This window comes from Melioribacter sulfuriphilus (assembly GCF_051488685.1).
Taxonomy (GTDB): domain Bacteria; phylum Bacteroidota; class Ignavibacteria; order Ignavibacteriales; family Melioribacteraceae; genus Melioribacter.
On sequence record NZ_JBPSEH010000002.1, the window covers coordinates 231,818 to 253,880 of the forward strand.

The following is a 22,063-nucleotide window of genomic DNA, read 5'->3' on the forward strand; positions in this document are numbered from 1 at the left end:
TTTATCTATTCTCGAGTGTTACAAGAGGCAAAATCATTTCTTCCATCGAAATACCTCCGTGTTGAAAACTATCTTTATAGTAGCTCAAATATTTATGATATTCAGTTGGATAAACGAAGTAGTAATCCTCTTTTGCAATTATATAACTGATAGTAACACCTCTTTTAGGCAAGCGGTAGTCAGACGGATCTTTAATGTAGATGGCATGTTTATCGTCCACTTTTAAATTCCTTCCGAATTTAAATCTTAAATTTGTCGAGGCTTCTCGATCACCGAGTACTTTAGCACCACGCATTGTTCTTATACTTCCGTGGTCAGTTGTTATTATTACTTTAACTTTTGGAATATTCGAAATGGCTTTCAAAGCGTTAAAAAGATACGAATATTTGAACCAGCTTTCAGTAAGCGATCTATATGCAGATTCATCGGGGGCAATTTCTTTTAGTATTTGTGAATCTGAGCGACCGTGGGCAATCATGTCGAGAAAATTTACAACCACTGCGGTTAAATGTGTATTTTTATATGAGAGTACATTTTGTTCAAATGTTCTTCCAACTTCGGGATCTATAATTTTAATGTATTGAAGGTCATTTTTTAGTTTTATTTTTTTTCTTTTAAGAAGATTTTCGAGCAACTCCTTTTCATATTTATTCATACTTCTTTCGTCGTCGTTGCCGGTACTCCAGAGTGCCGGGTAAAATTTTTCAATTTCCGATGGAAATAATCCGGCGAACAACGAATTACGAGCATAGGGAGTGGCAGTCGGTAGTATCGACAAATAATACTCTTTTTTAATACTAAAATAATCTTTCAGGTGTTTTTCCATAACAAGCCACTGATCCATTCTTAAGCAGTCGATAACGAAAAGAAAGACAGGATTGCCTTCGGCCTCGATTTGAGGTATGAGCGATTTTTCGAGGATTCGATTTGTTAAAACTGGAGCGTTTTCTTCTTCAAGCCAATGCCTGTAATTTTTTTCGATGTATCTGGAAAAGATTCGATTGCATTCTTTTTTTTGTTCGTTTAGAGTTTGACGTAGATCGACTTCAGGATGAATATCGAGTTCCATATCCCAATAAATTAGTTTATTGTTAATGTCGATCCAATCGTCGTAATTTGGTTCGTTCATCAAAATTCTCGTAATCGAATTGAAATCTTCCAGATAGTCTTTTGCGACAAACTCACCGGATATTTTTTTCTTTTCGAGCATTTTTTTGCAAACCATTAAAACCTGTGAAGGGATCACCGGCTTAATTAAATAATCCGAAATTTTGCTTCCGATGGCTTCGTTCATTAGAGATTCCTCTTCGCTTTTTGTTACCATCACAACTGGAATATCCGGATTGATTTCTTTTATTCTGGCAAGTGTTTCCAGTCCACCCATACCGGGCATCATTTCATCGAGAAAAATCAGATCGTAATTTTTCAATTTCACCTGGTTGATTGCATCATTTCCATTGGTAACTGTATCAACTTCATAACCTTTTTCATTAAGAAATATTATGTGCGATCTCAGAAGCTCAATTTCATCGTCGATCCATAAAATTCTACTGGGTCTCATTTCAAATCCTTTTTTATTGAATAGCAATTCTTACGTCCACACCTGCTTCGTTGGTTGTAGTTGGAGGCACACGTGAAGCACCCTGTGGCTCGATTGTCGACCTTCTGTAAAAGATTGACAATGTAACACGTGAACTCATTACATATTTAATCTTTGGTTCGAGAACTGTGTTTACTTTACCATCTTGAGGTGTCCCTTCTTCTTTGAAATTATCCATATTATAAACCACAGTTGAATTTTGTCCGTTAGTGTAAGTAATCGAAATTTCCAGGTCGTTTTTCAATGATATCCCGAATAATGGTAAATCGAAACCGCTCTTGGAATAACTCAAAGAAACATTAATATCACGAGAAAACGATTCGGTAATATTTCTTGTGGAAGAACCGAGAGAGTATGAATTTCTGGTGGTGTATCTTATCGTACTTTGCAACGAACCGCCCCATAAATTATCAAATTGGAATGTAATTCCCAATAACGGAGTAAATGAATAATCAACTTTCTGTGTTTGTATTTCCTGAATCCCGTCGGGATTGATTAACCACCCTTCGCTGTAATTGGAAGAATACGCATGATTTATCGTTATTCTTTTTGCAAACGACAGGAGTTCGTATTTTTCGAGGCCTGTCCACGAGAAACTCCAGTTCGGTCGCGGTATGTATTTGAATAATTTCGACAAAACTGGAATTTTTCCCAATATTGATGTGGTTTCGAATCCCCGTACAAACGCATCCGATAAACTTTGAGTAGGATTTTCGGAATTTTTATTATAGAGTTCATGAACTTTTGAAATTCCGTTTCCGAAACCGAATGGCATAAATAAAAATGAACGGTTCAAAGTACCAGTTGTATTGTAAACTTCTGCATAAGCAAAGCCATTTTCGTCGGTTTTGAAATTAATCGATTTATTAATTCCCCATCCTACTTTCCAGCTTATATCGAGTTGAGCACCTTCCCAGAGTGGTCTCGAGGTTCGCATATCAATATCATTTTTATGTGTATAATTATCTGTTAAATTGCCGAAAGGCGAGCGTGGACCAATATCATTTGAGAATCCAAGCATAAAGAGCCTCGATGGACCGTTAGTTGGAGATTGTTTGAATCCCCAGAAATTATTGAATCCTGTACCAGTTCCTTTCAAACCACCACCTGTATAGCTGCTTGATTGCGAAAAGTTAAATGAAATCTGGTCATAATCAATTAATAACCATTTAATTCCGAGCTTCAAATACTCGAGTACTACTGTAAAAGTTCCTGGAGTTTCGTTAAGTTCTGTCTCGTTCATTATATTAGAAATAAGAGAATCTTTAACTGTTGACGTATCTTTAAGTGCATTATCCTGCGCAATTTGTCTATCGACGTCAACTCCACGCTGTTCATTTGTTCTTCTTGTTCCTCGTCCCCGAGCTTCTTTCGACGGTTGATTTCGTTGCGCAGCAGCTTGATTGGAGTTGCTTTCCTGGAATAGTGGGGCAAAAATCGATTTAAGCCTTACTGTCATCCCTGCAGAAATTCTATTGGAATAACCTGCCGAACGTCCCAGTTCTTCCTGATTGAAATTATAAATCCAGCTATATGAAACTCCGTATGATGCATTTACATTAATATATCTGTTCAAATCCCAGAAAGTAGGTATTTTAGGATTGGTTCTGATATCAAAATTTTGCTTGTAATTAAAATCTCTTCCAAAAAATTCACCGTTAAAAATATCCCGCCAGATTTCACTTTCGGAACGTTCATACAGACTATCTTTTAGAAGCAAATAAGCCAGCGAAGACTGAACGTCGAAGTTGTATGCCATACTTAAATTTAGTAGACCACCTTCCGTAATTGCCCATGTAAATCCTGCATTACGCGAAGCCGTAAAATCTCGTTGAATATTTGGTTGAGTTGCAAGTGTTCTATTGACGGTATAATTTCGTTTGCGTGTAGTATTTATGCCTGCGCTGATTGTCTGCGGCAAAAAATAAACTTTCATTTCTTTGTAATCGGTCAGTAAATCAAATATACTTCCTATAATCGGGATATCGGCTGGACGGAAGAAAAGTTCACGGCTTAAATTTACGGAATATGATATACTTCCGTTCCATTGCCAGCTGTTATTGGTTAATATTGTTGGAGATGTATTTGTTGTTTTGTTGTAATTAAAACTGAATGTAAGGTTATTAATTAAATCTCGGATATACCAGATATCCGTTGGCACTTTGAATTTTACATTTGATAAAGTCCAAGATTCGGAAAAACTGTATGTCCTTGTCGAATTAATAAATTCGCTGATGGAATCATCGATTGCCTGGCTATCCCAGTTTTGTTCTATTAGTGCTTGCCTTAATTGATTCTGAGCTTCGGAAACTTTAATATCCGTTCCCGGTTTGAAAAGAGGATTCTGTCTTCTTTCGTTGCGGGAATAAACAATTCTAAAGTTACTACCTGCAAGATTTAGAGGAATAAGTTTTAATAAATCAAAATCGACTGAAACTCCCCAAGAAATGGCTTCGTTACGACTGCCAAAGCGATCAGTCAATTTGTGAAAATATGGGTTTGTTTGACTTGCATTGAAACTTACTTTCATAACATCTGCCAGGCCAAAAGTACCTGCAACACTATAAGCCCATCCGGGAGTATCGTCGGCTTCGAGCACTCTCAATTCGTTAATCCAGACACTGCCGGATATTTTCTCGCCCTGCGTCCCTCTATCTGCTGGATTTATAATCCCAATTGTAAAAAAAGAAACTCTTGTTAATGTAGGATTACCTCTGATCCCATAGGTATGTCCCTCTTTCCCCTCGACGGGAACTCTATAAACTTTATTAATATTAGAACTGTCGCGTCTTTGTTTGATAGCAGTAAGTTCCGAGAATAAAATTTTCACTTCATTCCAATTTCTGTTATCGCTGTCACTCTTCAATGGCTGGCGGTACTCGTAGAAGTTTAACGAGTCGGAGCCAAATCTGATATAAACTTCTGAGGAATAGTTTTCGGGACTTTCATAATAAGTCACACTACCCGGCATATCATTTTCATCGGCGTGCACGAATAATTTCATTTGTTTATAATTAAAGACATCGAGAGGTTTATAAAGATATTTTACAACTTCTCTTTTATCGCCGTCTTCCAGATTTTTTATTACGAGTTCCAGCGATTGTTCATTTTTGAAAATCTCATAATCGGGTTGACTTCTGTCTCTTTCACGATGAACACCCGGAGGAGAATGATATTCAGGATTGTCTTCCACATTTACTACTGAAACAGTTAAAACTGTATCGTCGTTTGTTACACGCGGTGGTTCAAGAACTTTCTGCCATTGATTACCAACGAGATTCATTTCAGCAAATCTTAAATGGACAGGACTATCGGTACCTGAGACCCAAAATCTAATGGTTTCGACAACTGAGAAACTTGGATCGCCGTATTTTTCTACGTAATCTTTTAAAGGTATACGAAAGAGATACCAGCCCGCATTATCTCCGCCTCCTTGAATGAACGGATTGGCTCTGTTTGTGTCTAACGGAATTTCATAACGGAAGTAACTGTTTACACGGTCCAAAGTGAAATTATGGTTGAGGTCCTCAGAATCCGGCAATCTTCCAATATCAATTGAAACTGCATTTCCCTGTGTTCCGTTAATTTGTGTGTATTCGGGATTTTGAGTAAGCTGGAAGAAATAGTTGTCACCGCTTGGATCGGGATTTGTCGCAGAGTCGTAATTGGGTTCCTGTGCGTCAATCCAGCCGTCAATTCCTGTGTCTTCTCCTTCATCAATAAGATCATTGAAATTTTTGTCTTCGGTATCTAACTGACCATTTGGAATAATATCTTCGCTTATTTGACCTAAATCGATATTCAACTTTAAGTTGGGCGGAGCGTTCTCAATTTTAACCCAAAATTCGATGAACTCAATATTTTCTTCGATAAGATTATTAGCCGTCGTCGATAAAAGCTTCATCATGCCAGCCCAGTTTTTCTTTTTGTCGCTTAAGTCGGGATTCCAGTTATAAGATCCGGACTTATCGGGAATATAAACAAAATCGAGAGCTGTAATTAGACTTTGATCCGGTGCTGCTTGTTTTCGATTACCATATAAATGATAAATTGTAACATCCGAAGGAGTACGATTGAACCAGTAAGCCTTAGCCTTATGATTCATCCTTTCTCTTTCTGGTAATGCATCGATAAATGGCAGACCATTTGGGACACTTATGTCTTTCCAGGCTCCATATTGCATACCGAGAGGAATTATTCTCTTTGCACCTTCGAAATCATCAATATATGCAATACTTTTGCCTTCGTCGCTTTCTATCGAACTTTTTTTCGTATTTGGGTCGGGACTCATGTAAGCATATTCGGCATTTAATGTAAGTTTGGAGATTGTACTGGTCGGGATAACATAATCAATTGCTTTTGTGAGAAATGGCATATCGAGACTCGTTTTGAAATCGAGTCCAAATATGGAATTGTTCAGCGGTTCTTCGCCTATTCTAACTTTGTCGCTAAGTGTCTGTTGATTTAAATTCAGAAATGAAAATCCCAACGAGGTATTACGGTCGATTTCATACAAGCCGCGCAATCCTACGAGAGTTTTGGAAGCCATCTGGAATAAATCGTTCTGTTCATAAGTTATTTTTAGATCGGCACCGGGCACAAGGGCTTCCGGTTTCCTAATAATAACCTGACCAATGTTATAATCGACAGTATAATCGATGCCTTCAGTCAATGCATTTCCGTTTAAGAGAACTTTTACAGAATTTTCAACAACATTGAATCCGATATTGTATGAAGATGTTACCGAAGCGGTATATTCGCCTGTAACTAAAAATTTATCTTTGGCTCTATCCTGACGAGCAAAGTTAACTGTTGTATCATAAACAGCATCGTAACGTAAATCGGAAGGCAATTCGGAAGGCAAATCGTTACCGAAAGGTTCAAGAACCGGGAAAATAATTTCGCCTGTTGATTTTATTATAGTTTTGCCCGGTATAAAATCGAAAGCGCCGTCGGGACCACCTGTACCGCTTTCGTCCGTTTTATCGAATCCAAATGCCTGTATTAACTTAATTCCGTTGTAATCGCTTTGTGCTTCGCCTCCTTCAAACTGATATTTAATATCGAGTTTAAATCCTTCCTTGTTAATCTCTCTTCCTCCGATTGCATAAATATTCTTTAACTGAAGCTTCCATGCCTTTTTAAATTGCGGCTGAAGATTTGGAGGTTTAACGAGCAAAAGGACAATATTAGCAGAACTGTCGGCAGCGACATCTTTAAGAAATTCACCGTAGTAAATATCATCGTCAGGCGAAGCGGTAGTACCTTCTCTACGAAATGCTACGGCAATTGCTTCTTGTTGTTGAATTTGAGTTTTAAAACTAATAAAACCCGTTTCGGGGTGGATTTCGTAATCAACATTTTCCTGCAATTTAATCCAACGGACACCAATTTCCTGGACACCGCTTATCGTTTGCTCTACTGTATTTCTTAAATCGTCATATTTTTCATTAGCTTTACGTGGTCGTAAATCAATAAACGCATGACCTTTTCTTTCATTCGGATTATATAAACCTGTATAAGTTTTCCAGACCTCAATTTCTTTAATTCTGAGAGAATCGATAACTTCAGGCACAAATTTGCTGAAGTATCGATTAAAAACATTTAGATTCGGATCGGTGTAAATTTCGTGGACGAAGAAATGGTTCGGCGAATAATCGTATGCATGAATTTGAAACTCCTGAGATTTTGAACCTCCACTAACGGAAACCTCCTGAGTTTCGCCCTTTTTCTGTGATGCCAGTGCAGTGAGTTTCAATGGTCCTAACTGGAAATTTGCTTTAATACCAAAGAGAGCTTCGCTGCCCCCAATCAAAGGCGATGTTTGGAGAGACACGTTTCCAGCTTCAATACTCTGAATAATTTCGTCTTCATAACCAGTGTATTTTAATTTCAACTGGTTTTCATATTGAAAAGTACGCTCTGTATTCCAATCGGCTGCGATGTTGAGTTTATCGCCAATTGTCCCACTTAAATTAATTTGTACCTGCTGCCTGAAATCCGGTTCATTCCTTGTATTACCGAGAGCAGAAGTAGTAATACCTTCGGTTGTTTCATTACGCCATGCGCCGTGAATGTCAACTGCACCCGCAATTTTAATGTTTATTTTAGGGGGTCCGAATATGCTGAATAACGATTTGCTCGGTAAAGGAATTTCAATGTTTGTTATATCGGTAATTAACTGGCTTAAATCTTTATTCTGCCCTTTAAGTTCATATTTGTATGCAAGTTTTTCCCATTCGTCTTCAGTTATAGATGCAAGCCGCAGTTTAATATAATCCTCAAGCGACATTTCTAAAAGTATTCTATATTCATCGTCGCCTATTAATTCTTTAATCAAAACTTTAGTTCCTGTAGAATCAAGTTCTACAACCCGTTTTAAAACAGAAGGAGATGGTTCAATAAATAATGGAAATTTCCTCTTGGGTCTAAACGGGACTACATAATAATCGTCCCTTTTTGCGCTGAAATATTTAATGCGTGCTGTCGAGTCGGCCGCCAATGAATCTATTCGTCTTATAGAGTCCTGTTTAGCTTTAAGAATTAAAGAATCCCTTCGTGATAATTTGGCTATTGTTGTGTCTCGCCTTAGTTCCCCTTCATCTTTTTCGGTTGAATCGGGGATGAAAAGAGTTTCGTTATTGGAGTATGACTTTAGAAAAATAGATGTATTGGATGGATTGACCAATTTGCCTTTCGGGGAGGCTAACTTGAGTCCTGCTGTTACAAATCCAATTAAGGTGATTAAGATTATTACCCGAATCAGAATATTTTTATTACTGGAATAGATTTTCAACCTGCAAATTAGTTACGAGAATAGTAGAATAATAATCTATATACCTCCCCTTTTTCCCGCTCAAAATTAGTAATTTTTTTTGACTTAACAATCTTTCTCAAAAATATTTTACCACTCCCCTCTCCCAAATCCCAAATCCCTAATCCCTAATCCCTATCAAATAATATCCTTCAATTCCGTTTTCACATCGATAGTATCGATAATATTACTCATATCGACAATTACCGCACTCAGTTTATTCCCTACGCATGCTCCAGTATCAATATAGACAGCATTAGAATCTTCTACAAAAGTAACTTCTGGTTGTTTTGTATGACCAACAATCTGGAGTTTACCGAGGTTTAGAAGCGGGTCACGAGTCCACATCACTCCTCTGTCGGTACTAATATCGGCTTTTATAAAAGGTACCAGCAATTCGAGATTGTTTCTGAAATCCTGCGGTAAGAATTTTTCGTAGTAACTTGAAATACCAGCATGAGAAATAAAACAATCATCCAGATTGAAATAGAGTGGTGCTTCTTTGATAAAATCGATATGCTCGAACATCTCTTTTTGATGATCTTCATAAGAAAGGAGTGTGGGTTCGTTACCATTGAAAAACCATGAACGAGCAAATATACTCGACGGTTCTTTGAAGAAATGATAAAACATATAGTCATGATTACCGGGGGTAACTTTAATGTTATTTTTAATTACGAATTTAATTACATCGTAACTAAAATTACCTCTGTCAACGAGATCGCCTACGGTGTAGACATCAATACCTGGATACTTTTCGGTAATCTTTTCGTAGAGCGCTTTGAGAGTAAAGAAACAGCCGTGGATATCACCGATTACTGCAATCATATATGATAAGTTTTTTTGGCAAATTCGGTTAATTCATCTCTGAAAGCAGGATGAGCAATTTCAATTAATGCGCGTGCTCTTTCTTGAATTGTCTTACCAAAAAGATTGGCTATACCGTATTCGGTAACAACGTAATGAACATCGCCTCTCGACGTTACAACTCCTGCACCCTCTTTTAAAGTGGGCACGATCTTGGAAAATTTCAAATTTGCAGTTGCAGCAGGAAGAGCTATAATTGGTTTGCCTCCTTCTGAACGAGCTGCACCGCGCACAAAATCAACCTGTCCTCCAATACCACTGTATAATTTTGTACCGATACTATCGGCACATACCTGACCTGTCAGGTCAATTTCAATGGCGGAATTGATTGCTACCATTTTATTATTCTTTGCTATCAAAAAAGGATCGTTAACGTATTCCTGAGGATGGAATTCGAATATTGGATTATTGTCAATAAAACTATACGATTTTTTTGTGCCGAGCACGAAGCCTGCAATTATTTTTCCATGATGAAGCGTTTTCTTTTCGCCGTTTACTACGCCTTCTTCAATTAATTCAATTAATCCATCAGAAAACATTTCAGTGTGAACGCCCAGGTCATTTTTATCATGAAGATATCTCAATACAGCATCTGGGATTGACCCAATTCCCATTTGAATTGTGGAACCGTCTTCAATTAGACTTGCAACATTTCGGCCAATTTTGTCATAAATTTCGAGTTCTTCTGGCGATGCGTTTGGATCTACCTGAGGTAACTCCTGCAGAGGCTCATCGACTTCAACTATATAATCGATCTTATTTATATGAATAAAACTGTTGCCAAGTCCTCGTGGCATTTGCTTGTTAACCTGGGCAATTACGATTTTCGCTTTTTCGGCGGGAGTTTTAATATTGCCGACATCAATACCGTAACTGCAAAAACCGTGTTCGTCAGGCGGTGAAACATGTATCATGGCCACATCGGCTTGTATCACTCCCCTTTTGAAGAGAAGTGTAACTTCGGAAAGAAAGATAGGAATAAATTCAGCTCGGCCTTCATTTACAGCTTTTCTTGTATTATGACCAATGAAAAACGCCTTGTGTTTAAAATGCTTTTCCATACCTGGTTCTGTATAAGGCAGATCTCCGACTACAAGGATATGATAAATTTCGACGTCGAATAATTCGTCTTTTCTTTTGACCATTGCATTAATCAGATTTAATGGTGCAGCACATCCAGGTTGGATAATAATCTTATCCCGGCTTTTTATAACTTTGACTGCATCTTCTGCACTAACTAATTTAGATGTATATTTGCTTATCCATGGAGCACCGGAAGCCCTGTTTTTACTAATTTGTTCTAAAGTCATAAAGCACCCAATTTTTAATTAGTTGGGAAAATGTGTAATCTTCTGTACTCGAGTCCATAGATATCAGCAATGTTTTCGTTCGAGCAAAAACCGTTATATGTGCAAACTCCCTTTGAAAGTCCGGCATCGCTCAACAGAGCTCTCGATAGACCATTATCAGCAATTTCGAGTATATATTCGATAGCAGCGTTAGTAAGACCATATGAAGCCGATCTCGATACAAAGGCTGGCATATTTGGAACGCAATAATGAATAACATCATGCATAACGTAGATGGGATCAGAAATTGAAGTGGGTCTGCTCGTCTCGACGCACCCGCCCTGGTCAATCGATACATCCACAATTACCGAGCCTTTCTTCATCGTTTTAACCATTTCTTCGGTAATTAAATGGGGGGCTTTTTCGGCTTTCATTTGAACTGCTCCAATCAGTAAATCTGCAAATTTCACACCCCTTGCAATTGTATATTCATTTGCAGCTACAGTAGTTATGCTTTTTGAAATCAGATCGTTAATTGCTCGAAGTCTTTTCAAATCTTTGTCCAGAACAATTACATGAGCTCCTCGGGAATAAGCAGTTCTGGCGGCATTAAAACCGACAACACCAGCACCTAAAATTACAACTGCTGCAGGTGCGACGCCGGCGATTCCACCTAAGAGGATACCTCGACCAATGGGATGATCGCTGCCAAGATATCGTTCGCCTGCTTGCACTGCCAATTGACCTGCGATTTCGCTCATCGATTGAAGTACGGGCAAATGGTCGTCCTTTTCGATTAATTCATACGCAATAGCCACAATTTTCTTTTTCAATAATTTTTCGATAATACTCTTTTTATTGACAGCCAGGTATAAGAATGAAAAAATTATCTGTTCATCTTTTAACAAATCGGCTTCTTCGTCCGTTAATGGTGCTATTTTAACAATCATATCAGCTCGTTGATAAACTTCTTCAACAGAATAAACAATATTTGCTCCTACCTGCCTGTATTCTTCATCGGTAAAATGACTTTCTAAACCGGCACCTGTTTCGATAAATACCGTATGACCGGATTTAACCAGAGTATTAACGCCCGCAGGTGCAAGAGCTACCCTCTTTTCTTCGTAATGTTTTTCTTTCGGTATTCCGATTCTCATAGGCTCTCTTTATTTATTGTAAGTAAAAATAGTTATTTACGATTCATTCCACAAATCAATTGACTGGCGTAATCGGACTTTTGCCGTTTAAAACAGCTTCAACGTTACGCGCTGCGAGCAATGCCATTTCTTCTCTTGTTTCTTTAGTTGCACTTCCAATGTGAGGTAGTAAGACTACGTTTTGCAATTTTAACAATTCAGGATTAATATTTGGCTCGTTTTCATATACATCGAAACCAGCAGCTCTAATTTTATTTTTCTTTAATAATTCTATCAAATAATTTTCTTCAATAACTTCACCCCGTGCTACATTCACAATTATTGCACTCTTTTTCATCAGTCTCAATTTATCTCGATTTATTAGATGATAAGTTTCTTCCGTCAGAGGAAGGTGAATGGAAATTATATCCGCATTTTTCATTAGATAGTCGAGGCTTACCTTTCTGCCTTTAATTTCGTTTTCAATGATTGTATTTTTCGATCTGTTGAAATAGATGATTTTAGTTTTGAAAGCTTTTATCCGTCGGGCCACTTCGGTTCCAATTTCACCTGCTCCAATTATACCGACAGTTTTACCTTTCAACTCAGTTCCCAAAAACAGATCCGGCATCCATCCTTTAAATTTTCCATCACGCATAAATTTTTCAGCTTCAATCAGGCGTCGGGAGCACGCTAAAATTAAACTTATTGTAAGCTCGGCAGTTGCATCGCTTAAAACACCTGGTGTATTTGTTACAAAAATACCTTTCATTTTAGCATATTGAACGTCGATATTATTGTATCCGACTGCATAATTTGCAATCACCTTACATTTAACCAGAGCGTCCAAGACTTCATGATCTATTTTATTAGAAAGGAGTGTTATAATACCATCGGCATTTGATGCTTTTTTTATAAGCTCGTTTTTTGTAATCGGTTCGCTGCCATTGTGAACGGATACCGAATAACCTTTCGACCTTAAATACTTATCGATTTTACCGGGGAGTACAGATGTAATGAATATTTTTTTATGCATAAGCTATCCGAACAAAAGTTTAACAATAAAGAGTGCTCCAAGAATTCCTGCAATATCGGCGATAACGCCTGCTAGGACGGCATGTCTGGCTCTTTTAATATTGACCGAGCCGAAGTAGAGCGCCAGAACGTAAAATGTAGTTTCGGTACTTCCCATAATTGTAGAGACCAATATTCCGATGAACGAATCCGGACCGTGAACAGTAATAATTTCAGACATAATACCGAGCGAGCCACTACCTGAAAGTGGACGCATTAGCGCCATAGGCAAAGCTTCAGCTGGAAAGCCAATTAAATCGGTCAAAGGCGAAAGCAACTTCACGAATAAATCGAGAGCTCCGCCTGCGCGAAAAATTCCGATTGCTACAAGCATAGCAACGAGATAAGGAATAATCTTTATTGCAATATTAAACCCTTCTTTCGCACCCTCTACGAATACTTCGTAAATTTTTACTTTCTTTATTATGCCGTAACCGATAAACACTAAAATTATTATCGGGATTGCAATAGTTGATATAATTTTTATTATATCTTTTATCATCTCCGCCGAAAGTCCATTTATTATCAGGATAAAAACGATTCCAATTAATAATAGAAACAAGGACAGAGGTTTGATAAACGACCCTGCTTCAACTTTTCCTTTCGATAAATACTCGAATATTTTTGCAGTAGTAATGCCAGCTATGGTAGCGCATAAAGCACCGAAAAATGAAGTGCCAATTATTATTGCTGGTTCACTACTTCCAGCAGCAGCCCTTACTGCAATTGCAGTTGCAGGTATCAAAGTCAGTCCGGCAGTATTGATTGCCAGAAACATGCACATGGCATTTGTAGCTGTTCCTTTATTTTTATTGAGAGTATCGAGTTCTTCCATTGCTTTCAGACCGAAAGGCGTTGCTGCATTGCCCAATCCGAGCATATTTGCCGATATGTTCATTATTATCGAACCGATTGCGGGATGCTCGGGTGGCACTTCGGGAAAAAGAAACTTTGTAAGTGGTTTTATTAATAGTGATATTTTACGAATTAATCCCGCTTCGTAAGCAATTTTCATCAAGCCAAGCCACAAAGCCATAATTCCAATCAAGCCCAGAGAGATATTCACAGCTGTCGATGCATAATCGATCGCAGCATTTGTAACGTTCTTCATTTTAAGAAAACTTACTTCCTCTAATCGAACAGATACCTCGGCTGTATCTGCAGCCTGCTTATTTTTGAATGTAAGTTTTCCTGTAATATCATTTTCATCGCCATCTGCGGCAGCAATATCTTTCCATAATTCTGGATCGCCCTCATTAACGGTAATTCTTATGTTGTATGAATTTTTCCTATCTGTCTGTTTATAAGTAATTCTATTTTTAATTTCATCCTTTATTTTTATTCTATAAAATTTTTCGTAATTCTCTTTCGGAATTATCAGTTCACCTGTTCCGTCGTTGTTTTGATTGGTGATGAAATAAGCAGGTAAATCTTTTCCGTTCATGTATTTATTGTTATGAAAATCAGACAAATCGTAAATCAGTGCAGAAGCAATTCCGATTGAAAGAAGACCAAGCCAGATATAATTGAGCATACGGTTTTATTTTATTATTTGATTTCTTTTTTGACAAAATTATAAATTAATAAACAAAAAAGGGATTTTTTTTACCCTGAGGGGAAATAAATGAAAATAGCTTTAGTTCAATATTCACCGGAATGGGAAGACGTCGAAAAAAATATTGAAAAAATCGAAGCACTTATTTCAAGTATAAATACGAATCTTGATCTGATCGTTTTTCCAGAAATGACGTTAACGGGTTTTACAATGAAACAAAAAGATTTTGGAGAGGATATAGACGGACGATCTTTTAAATACTTTATTGATTTATCGAACAGACTGAAGTCGGATATAGTTTGCGGAATTATCGAAAAGGAAAACACAAATTATTACAATTCATCGATTCATTTTAGCAATGGTTTGATTGCCGCCGTATACAGGAAAATTCATCTATTCAGTCACGCTAAAGAAAACAATTTTTATAACAGCGGCAAAGAAATAGTAGTGACAAAAGTCGGCGGAATAAGTACAGGCCTGAGTATTTGTTACGATTTAAGATTTCCCGAGTTATACAGATTACTGCGAAAGAAAGGCTCAGAAATCTGCATTGATATAGCTAATTGGCCCGTCGATAGAATAGAACACTGGCGAATTCTCTTGAGAGCCAGAGCCATTGAAAATCAATGCTATATGATTGGAGTAAATCGAACAGGAAACGACCCTTATAATAAATATAATGGTTATTCCAGCGTTTATGACCCGATGGGCAATTTAATAACCGAATTAAAAGACGAAGAGAAAATCATCGTTACAAAAATTGATACTGATTTTATAAAAAAAGTAAGAGATGAATTTAAGTTTGGAGATGATATCTGTTTAATCTGATGATTCGTTAATAATAAGTCTTACTCCGTGACGATTTGTAATATAAAGCCATATCCATTCTGTAATTACTCTAAATTTATTTCTAAAATGGATAAGATAAGCGATGTGTACAGCTCCCCATACAACCCAGGCAAGGAAGCCATCAATTTTCAATTTACCTATTCTGGCAACGGCTTTAGCCTTTCCAATTGTAGCCATAATCCCTTTATCTTTATAAACAAAAGGTCTTCTTTTATCTGGGTGAATTTCCTTTTTTATAATTTCAGAGACATATTTAGCCTGTTGAATTGCAACCGGAGCAATTGCTGGTAAGACAGTTCCCCTGTCGTTAAAATGAGCAGCGTCTCCAATAATAAAAACATTGGAATAATTTTTTAGTGTACAATCAGCTTTTACAAATACCCTACCATAGTTATCTTTTTCTGCTTCAATCTTGTTAATAAGATTATTAACCTTGTTTCCAGCAGACCAAATAATATTTTCAGATTCGATAAGTCTATCATCAATGAGGACGCCTTCTTGTGAAATATTTTTTACTTTTGTATTTAACAGAACTTCAACGCCCAATTTTTTTAATGCCAGAAGAGCTTTATGACTTAAATTAGATTCGAATGAAGGCAATAGACGGTCAGCTGCTTCAATTAAATAAATTTTTGAAATTCTTGGGTCGAAATTTCGAAAATTTTTTGATAATGTTTTAAATGCGATTTCAGCAATTGCACCAGCAAGTTCTACTCCAGTTGGACCTCCGCCAATTATGACAAAAGTGGTTAATCTCTTTCTCAAGCGTTGATCGTTAATGGTTTCTGCTTTTTCAAAAGAGCGAAGAATTCCTTCCCTTATTTTAATTGCGTCTTTGATTGTTTTTAAACCTGGTGCCAGATGCTCCCATTCTTTATGTCCATAATAATTATTAACTGAGCCAGGCGAAAGAATTAAATAATCATATTGATAGGAATCATTTTTCGTAATAACCATCTGTTTATCAAAATTAATATCAACGACTTCAGAAAGTAAAACTCTTGTATTTTTATAATCCCGGACAATTTCTCTTATGGGCACTGCAATATCTGCTGCAGATAGAGCAGATGTTGCTACTTGATATAAAAGAGGTTGAAATAGATGGTGATTATTCTTATCGATTATTAAAATTTCATGATCCGAATTCTTGAGTGATTTTGCAGCAGTAATTCCGGCAAAGCCTGCGCCCACAATAATAATTTTTTTATCCATATCCCACATGATGTTTACAACAATTAACATCATGGTTCAACAAAAAATTCAAAAGCTGCCACGGAGGGCAGCTTTTGTGGATTAGAGTGAGCTTTCGCCCGATTCTCCTGTTCTTATCCTAATACCGTCTTTCACGTCGTAGATAAATATTTTTCCATCGCCTACCTGACCGGTCCTGGCAATTTTAATAATAATATCGATCGCTGTTTCGAGACGGTCATCAGCACAAATCAATTCAATTTTTACTTTCGGAACGAAGTTAAGATTATATTCGGTGCCGCGATAAACTTCTTTATGCCCCTTTTGTCTGCCGTAACCTCTGACTTCAGAGACAGTTAAACCTGCAAAACCGGCTTCACTCAAGGCTTCTTGAACCTCGTCTAATTTATGCGGACGTATTATTGCTTCAATTTTTTTCATATTCACCTCTCTCTCTTATAAACTAATTCCAATTACGTAATACAGATTTTCGGTAGCAGGATTGAGAATTAAGGATCCAAATACCGGCAGTTCAAAGCTATCGGTTATTTTAATCGATTTACCTGCAGTTATGCCAAGATTTATAACATTAAAACTGTCGGTTCCATAATACATTGCATCGTCTCCAGGCGTAGCTCCTAAAAACAAATCGAGACTTACATCTTTAATCGAAGTGGAGTAACCAAGTTCAATATAAATTGGATTATTTTTCACATTATGCAAAAAGTAGTTGAAACTGATTGCAAGCGGAAAACTCTCTGAACCTCCGTAAGCGATATTTAATTCGATAAAATGAACTCCAGGGCCTTCAGGATCATCGTAGTTGTTGAAATTACCGATTTTTGTACCACTATTGGGATTCATATAATCGGTAAAACCGATGCTAAAATCGCCCGCATTTCCCAGAGAAACAGAATAAGAAATATAGAAATCAATTTCGTTAAGTGCAGCTGGATCGGATAACGGATAAGCTCCCCAAAATCCCGCTCCAAATCCACCGGCTGACAATTCTATTGTCGGTTGAATACTCGGATTGTTATTGCCCAAATCGCTTCCTCTCCAGATATAACGACTTACTATATCGGTGCCGACAGATAATTCCTGTGGTGTAATAAGACTGTAAGATAAAATCAGAATTGCAATAATTTTATATATCGATTTCATTTTATACCTCCGTAAAATTAATATTAGTTTTATTTAGAAACTTTTTCAAATTCAGGATAGCATTCCAGACCGTGTTCACCGACGTCGAGACCTTCGATTTCTTCTTCTGGTGATACACGCAAACCAACTGTTTTCTGGATGATCTTAAAGAGAATAAATGCAACAGTAAATGTCCATACGAAAGCAGATACAATACCCAAAAGTTGAACGCCCACTACAGAGAATGAAAATCCATTTATATCAAAAACACCTGCCATTAAAGTTCCCCATGCACCACAAACACCATGAACCGAAATTGCACCGACCGGATCATCAATTTTCAAAGTTCTTTCGATAAAAATTACACTTAAGACTACAATTACACCTGCAGTCAAACCAATTATTACAGAACTGAGGGCACTAACATTTGCACAGCCTGCAGTTATAGCAACCAATCCTGCTAGTGCGCCATTAAATGTCATCGTGGCCTCTGGCTTTTTAAAGATTAACCACGCAGTGATCATGGCAGCTAATGCACCTGCGGCACCAGATAGATTTGTATTTACTGCAATTGAAGCGATATTTGTAGTGGCTGCGGTCGTACTTCCTGGATTAAATCCGAACCATCCAAACCATAATATAAATGTACCTAAAGCTGCTAGTGTGATATTATGACCAGGAATAGCCTTTGCCCTTCCATTTCTATCGTATTTGCCAATTCTTGGTCCCAGTATTATTGCTCCAGCCAGCGCTGCCCAACCTCCAATGGAATGGACTACAGTAGAACCTGCAAAATCAATAAAGCCCAATCTTTCCAGCCAGCCGCCTCCATGGTATAGACCTCCCCATGCCCAGGAGCCGAAGACAGGATAGATTATTAATGAAACTATAGCAGAATAGATTAAGTATGCAATAAATTTTGTTCTTTCTGCCATAGCACCCGAAACTATTGTAGCTGCTGTAGCTGCAAAAACAACTTGAAACATCCAGAATGCAAAAACCCAGTTATCAGAGTCTTTCGCAAAATCTGAAAAGAAAAATCCAGATGTTCCAAACCATCCTGTTGGATTATCACCAAACATAATACCGAAACCAATTGCCCAGTAAATTAAAGAACCAATACAGAAATCCAATAAATTTTTCATTAAAATGTTCACTGTATTTTTTGTTCGGGTCAAACCGGCTTCGACCATCGCAAATCCAGCCTGCATAAAAAAGACAAGAAAAGCCGCCATCAACGTCCAGACATAATCTGCATGAGTTTGAACTTCAGCTATCTTTTTTGCAGTGCTTTCCACCGTTGGCTCTGAACTTTGCGCCATCAACAATACGGGCAAGAAAAAGAGAAACAAGATTATTTTCTTGGAGTTTTTCATAACCCCTCCTTGTTTTGTTTTGAGTAAAATGAGTTTAGTGAATTTATTTATTTAGTTAAATAGATTAATTCTTATTATTAATTAATGTTATTTATGCAATTTACCTAACTTTCTAATTTCTGCTTGCAAATATAATCATACCTTAATAAAAGTCAAGCACAATTTCTTATTTTTTAATACAATTTATATTTATTGCCTTATTTATTAAGGTTTGCTATAAATCTATACGTAATTGTTAACATATAATAATTCATTCTTAGCTTCTTCTGTTTAAGCCGTAAAATTTGTCAGTACATTTTTTTGCTTAGAAATTCATCCCTATTTTTCCAAATAAATTTTAAATGATATCGTTCGCTGCAAACTCTATCACTTAATCAAACTGGAATGTTAAAATTGTGTATGTAGCTGCAATTCATACAAACATTTCATTAACGTATCCAACCAGGAAACTACTTGATACGTTATTAATTCAACTCGGTAGGAATCTGTTGGAGAGGTCAAAAACTTAACAGTTTCATGGTACGTACAAAAATAAAATTTCAGTTACTCTTCACCTGGTCAAATTTTGTGGAAGTTTAATAGATATTGAAATGACTAATCAGATTAATCAGGCGTTATACTAAAAAATATGACGGGATAATAGGTAACGAATCTATCGTCTAATAACCTCTACCTGAAAATACACCATGAGCACGTGTAACCTTGATATCCCTGAATTCCGGGGCTTTCATTCTCAGCTCGAAGCGAAATCCACGGTAGGTTCCTAACGGATTCCAGATTAGATTAAATTCCCAGCAATGCAAATCTCTATAAATTGAAATTTGAGGTGCGGTGAACTGTTTGCGGTCAAAATCATAACTGCCTCTGACGATAAATCGCCACTTTTCTGTCAAACTGAAAGATAAGTTGACACTTAAATTAGAATATTTATTTACGACCGAAGGTGTCGTCTTACTAAGATTATAATTATAACCTAAACTGAGTTCCCAGGGTATTGTGTAAACTGATTTTTTTAGTTGTGCCTCACTAAGGCTATCGCTATCTGTCCCTTCATTTTTTTTATCATAAAATTTATCTGAGCTTAAATTTGTTGTTATAGAAAATGAAAAATTCGTCAAACGGAAAAGCCCCTTTCCAGCAGAAAGGAGAAATCTGTTAACTTTTGTGTTGCCTTCATAGTCATAAAAAGTATAAGCCGACGAGCCGTTGAAACTAAGATATTGTCCAATTTGCGTTCGATATGAAAGTCGTAAATCCGATAATTTATATTCTTCAGAGGCGAAATTATAGCCAACAGAAGCATCGATATTCAACAACTGAATTTTATTGTCAGTTGATTCTGAAGTATCCGATGGATCTTTTTGCATCTTCATTTCGAAGACATTGCCAATCGAAAGATTAATCGATTGCCTTTTACCCGAACCCGAACCGCCGTAAACTTCATTACTGAATTTATCGTATTTAATTATGTTTCCATTTGAATCTGTATAATAATCGTAATAGCCCCATGTATCGTCCGAAAAGTCGGGCTGATAAGTGTAGGATATCGATGGTCGAAGCGTATGTCTAAAAGCTTCGATTCCGAGTATATTCGGTTGAATTATACCATATAATTTTGTTGATGCCGTTAGACTCATATCGAACGTTCTCACAAAATTGTATTCGTTAATATCTTTCGTAATAAGCGTATCTATTTCATATTCTGTGTTTGTAGCAGGGTCGTATTTCTTGATTTTTACATTTTCAATCTTGATTCTTTTGTTATACCATTTTTCATTGTAATTGATTGATGGTGATATATTGAAATATCCAATTTTGGGAGAAGCATTAATTTGAAGTCTATGTTGAACCCCTGCTCTTTTATCTGTTTTGTCGTTCACTTTGCTCCTTTTATTCAGTAGGCTAGCATTATACGACACTCCGACTTGTTCGTACCACTTTTGGGTTCTCGGGTCTGAACTTTCACCTTTGAATGGATAGAATAAATTTTTTGAAAATGTTATAGAAGGAAGCGACTCGTAGATATCGCCGGACTGTAATTTTTGTGTACGGTTATAATTTATCGAGAGACTTGCGCCCGATTCATCCCAGCGTTTTGTAAATGTTGCATTTGAAATTAAGTTCTGTGATAATATGTCGTTATAGTTTATGCTGTTATTTTGTAAATAAGATGAAGAAGAAAATTGTAAATTGGCGTTCAGTTGAGTAGTTGGATTAATATTCTGGCTGTGAGTCCACGATAATCTCCAGTCGTCAACTTCGCTTCTCTTCGAAAGAGGGTCGGTCGATTCACCAATACTTATTTTCGAATAATCGGCATTAAATGAACCGTCAAAGGAATATCTTTTTGAATATCGAAAACGGCTATGAAGTCCATACCCGCCTTTCGTATAATAATCGCCTGTTAAAGATAAATCCATATAATCGCTCATTGCCCAGAAGTAACCGAAATTATTAAAATATTGACCGCGTCTAACGTCCTGTCCGTAGGTCGGTACAATCAATCCCGATTTTCTTCCCGCTTCAGAAGGGAAAATACCAAAAGGCAGAGGCAATGGGAAAGGCACTCCTGCAATATTCATAAAAATCCAGCGCGCAATAATCCTCTCTTTTTGTATTACTTTCATTTGACTGGCTGTGAAGTAGGTATGCGGAGTGTCGAGTTCACACGTGGTAAACATACCATGCTCAATAAAATAGATATTCTTCTCGACCTTCTTGACTTTTTCGCCTTCGTATCGAGAGTCACTTTCTCTGTTTTTTGCCATTGAAATAAAACCGCGCTGAGTTTTAAAGTTATACTTCAAAGAAGACCCTTCGTATACTTCGAGTCCTTCTTTGAGGATGGGTGTATCTTTCCAGCTTTGAATTGTAGTATCTGATGTATCTTTAATACCGAAAGCTTCGAGGTCATTAGTATTGTAATCGAGATTTATCAAAGCGCTTTGTAGTTCGATATCTTTATATCTAAGGTCGGCTTTTCCGTAAAGAAACATTTTTTTCGAAGAAATATTGAAAATAAGTGAATCCGTTGCTGAAGCATAAACCACGTCGTCAATTTCATTACCTGCATTTTGGGGAATAGTATCTCTGGGTGTTTCCGTTTGAGCATGCAGTGTTGAAAGAAATAATAGTATAGTTAGAAGAAAATATTTCATTTCGTTCTTCA

13 protein-coding genes are annotated in these 22,063 nt (G+C 37.0%); 1 reads left to right on the forward strand and 12 read right to left on the reverse strand.

Translation table 11 applies throughout. From position 1 onward, the window contains the following. Position 1: 1 nt before the first annotated feature. From porX to ACSSV9_RS04340, 7 genes are all read right to left on the reverse strand, one after another. A complete protein-coding gene (gene porX / locus ACSSV9_RS04310; protein ID WP_437345999.1) occupies positions 2 to 1,561 on the reverse strand; it encodes a T9SS response regulator signal transducer PorX in 1,560 nt (519 codons plus the stop codon). 13 nt (positions 1,562 to 1,574) lie between these two features. Next, positions 1,575 to 8,288 carry a T9SS outer membrane translocon Sov/SprA gene (gene sov, locus ACSSV9_RS04315; protein ID WP_437346000.1) on the reverse strand — a complete coding sequence of 2,238 codons (6,714 nt, stop codon included), beginning with the start codon at positions 8,286 to 8,288 and terminating at the stop codon, positions 1,575 to 1,577. A 264-nt stretch (positions 8,289 to 8,552) separates the two neighbouring features. Then, entirely contained in the window at positions 8,553 to 9,242 is a 690-nt protein-coding gene (locus ACSSV9_RS04320; protein ID WP_437346001.1) for a metallophosphoesterase, read from the reverse strand. Next, positions 9,239 to 10,591, reverse strand: coding sequence for an acetyl-CoA hydrolase/transferase family protein (locus tag ACSSV9_RS04325; RefSeq protein WP_437346002.1), 1,353 nt, complete (start codon positions 10,589 to 10,591; stop codon positions 9,239 to 9,241). Before ACSSV9_RS04325 ends, ACSSV9_RS04320 begins: the two co-directional genes overlap by 4 nt. A gap of 14 nt (positions 10,592 to 10,605) precedes the next feature. Continuing rightward, positions 10,606 to 11,727 carry an alanine dehydrogenase gene (locus ACSSV9_RS04330; RefSeq protein ID WP_437346003.1) on the reverse strand — a complete coding sequence of 374 codons (1,122 nt, stop codon included), beginning with the start codon at positions 11,725 to 11,727 and terminating at the stop codon, positions 10,606 to 10,608. A 55-nt stretch (positions 11,728 to 11,782) separates the two neighbouring features. Next, positions 11,783 to 12,742: a 2-hydroxyacid dehydrogenase gene (locus tag ACSSV9_RS04335; protein WP_437346004.1), complete on the reverse strand. Its 960-nt coding sequence runs from the start codon at positions 12,740 to 12,742 to the stop codon at positions 11,783 to 11,785. Positions 12,743 to 12,745: 3 nt separating this feature from the next. Then, on the reverse strand, positions 12,746 to 14,314 hold the full coding sequence (locus ACSSV9_RS04340; RefSeq protein ID WP_437346005.1) for a spore maturation protein: 1,569 nt from the start codon (positions 14,312 to 14,314) through the stop codon (positions 12,746 to 12,748). Between the two features lie 90 nt (positions 14,315 to 14,404). On the opposite strand from ACSSV9_RS04340, the gene ACSSV9_RS04345 reads away from it, so the two are divergent. After that, positions 14,405 to 15,163 carry a nitrilase-related carbon-nitrogen hydrolase gene (locus ACSSV9_RS04345; protein WP_437346006.1) on the forward strand — a complete coding sequence of 253 codons (759 nt, stop codon included), beginning with the start codon at positions 14,405 to 14,407 and terminating at the stop codon, positions 15,161 to 15,163. Here ACSSV9_RS04345 and ACSSV9_RS04350 read toward each other — a convergent pair. From ACSSV9_RS04350 to ACSSV9_RS04370, 5 genes are all read right to left on the reverse strand, one after another. Next, positions 15,155 to 16,396, reverse strand: coding sequence for an NAD(P)/FAD-dependent oxidoreductase (locus ACSSV9_RS04350; protein WP_437346007.1), 1,242 nt, complete (start codon positions 16,394 to 16,396; stop codon positions 15,155 to 15,157). The two genes, ACSSV9_RS04345 and ACSSV9_RS04350, sit on opposite strands and share 9 nt — an antisense overlap. A gap of 81 nt (positions 16,397 to 16,477) precedes the next feature. Continuing rightward, positions 16,478 to 16,816, reverse strand: a complete 339-nt coding sequence (locus ACSSV9_RS04355; RefSeq protein WP_437346008.1) for a P-II family nitrogen regulator — start codon at positions 16,814 to 16,816, stop codon at positions 16,478 to 16,480. Between the two features lie 15 nt (positions 16,817 to 16,831). Further along, on the reverse strand, positions 16,832 to 17,539 hold the full coding sequence (locus tag ACSSV9_RS04360; RefSeq protein ID WP_437346009.1) for a TorF family putative porin: 708 nt from the start codon (positions 17,537 to 17,539) through the stop codon (positions 16,832 to 16,834). Positions 17,540 to 17,568: 29 nt separating this feature from the next. Then, positions 17,569 to 18,894, reverse strand: a complete 1,326-nt coding sequence (locus tag ACSSV9_RS04365; RefSeq protein WP_437346010.1) for an ammonium transporter — start codon at positions 18,892 to 18,894, stop codon at positions 17,569 to 17,571. A 659-nt stretch (positions 18,895 to 19,553) separates the two neighbouring features. Further along, positions 19,554 to 22,052, reverse strand: coding sequence for a putative LPS assembly protein LptD (locus ACSSV9_RS04370; RefSeq protein WP_437346011.1), 2,499 nt, complete (start codon positions 22,050 to 22,052; stop codon positions 19,554 to 19,556). Between the last annotated feature and the right edge of the window lie 11 nt (positions 22,053 to 22,063).

Bases quoted from the DNA above. Each gene is read 5' to 3' on its own strand.
- porX (WP_437345999.1), bottom strand. From the start codon at position 1,561: ATGAGACCCAGTAGAATTTTATGGATCGACGATGAAATTGAGCTTCTG.
- ACSSV9_RS04330 (WP_437346003.1), bottom strand. From the start codon at position 11,727: ATGAGAATCGGAATACCGAAAGAAAAACATTACGAAGAAAAGAGGGTA.
- ACSSV9_RS04350 (WP_437346007.1), bottom strand. From the start codon at position 16,396: ATGGATAAAAAAATTATTATTGTGGGCGCAGGCTTTGCCGGAATTACT.
- ACSSV9_RS04370 (WP_437346011.1), bottom strand. From the start codon at position 22,052: ATGAAATATTTTCTTCTAACTATACTATTATTTCTTTCAACACTGCAT.
- ACSSV9_RS04365 (WP_437346010.1), bottom strand. From the start codon at position 18,894: ATGAAAAACTCCAAGAAAATAATCTTGTTTCTCTTTTTCTTGCCCGTA.
- ACSSV9_RS04335 (WP_437346004.1), bottom strand. From the start codon at position 12,742: ATGCATAAAAAAATATTCATTACATCTGTACTCCCCGGTAAAATCGAT.
- ACSSV9_RS04345 (WP_437346006.1), top strand. From the start codon at position 14,405: ATGAAAATAGCTTTAGTTCAATATTCACCGGAATGGGAAGACGTCGAA.
- ACSSV9_RS04360 (WP_437346009.1), bottom strand. From the start codon at position 17,539: ATGAAATCGATATATAAAATTATTGCAATTCTGATTTTATCTTACAGT.
- ACSSV9_RS04325 (WP_437346002.1), bottom strand. From the start codon at position 10,591: ATGACTTTAGAACAAATTAGTAAAAACAGGGCTTCCGGTGCTCCATGG.
- ACSSV9_RS04320 (WP_437346001.1), bottom strand. From the start codon at position 9,242: ATGATTGCAGTAATCGGTGATATCCACGGCTGTTTCTTTACTCTCAAA.
- ACSSV9_RS04355 (WP_437346008.1), bottom strand. From the start codon at position 16,816: ATGAAAAAAATTGAAGCAATAATACGTCCGCATAAATTAGACGAGGTT.
- ACSSV9_RS04340 (WP_437346005.1), bottom strand. From the start codon at position 14,314: ATGCTCAATTATATCTGGCTTGGTCTTCTTTCAATCGGAATTGCTTCT.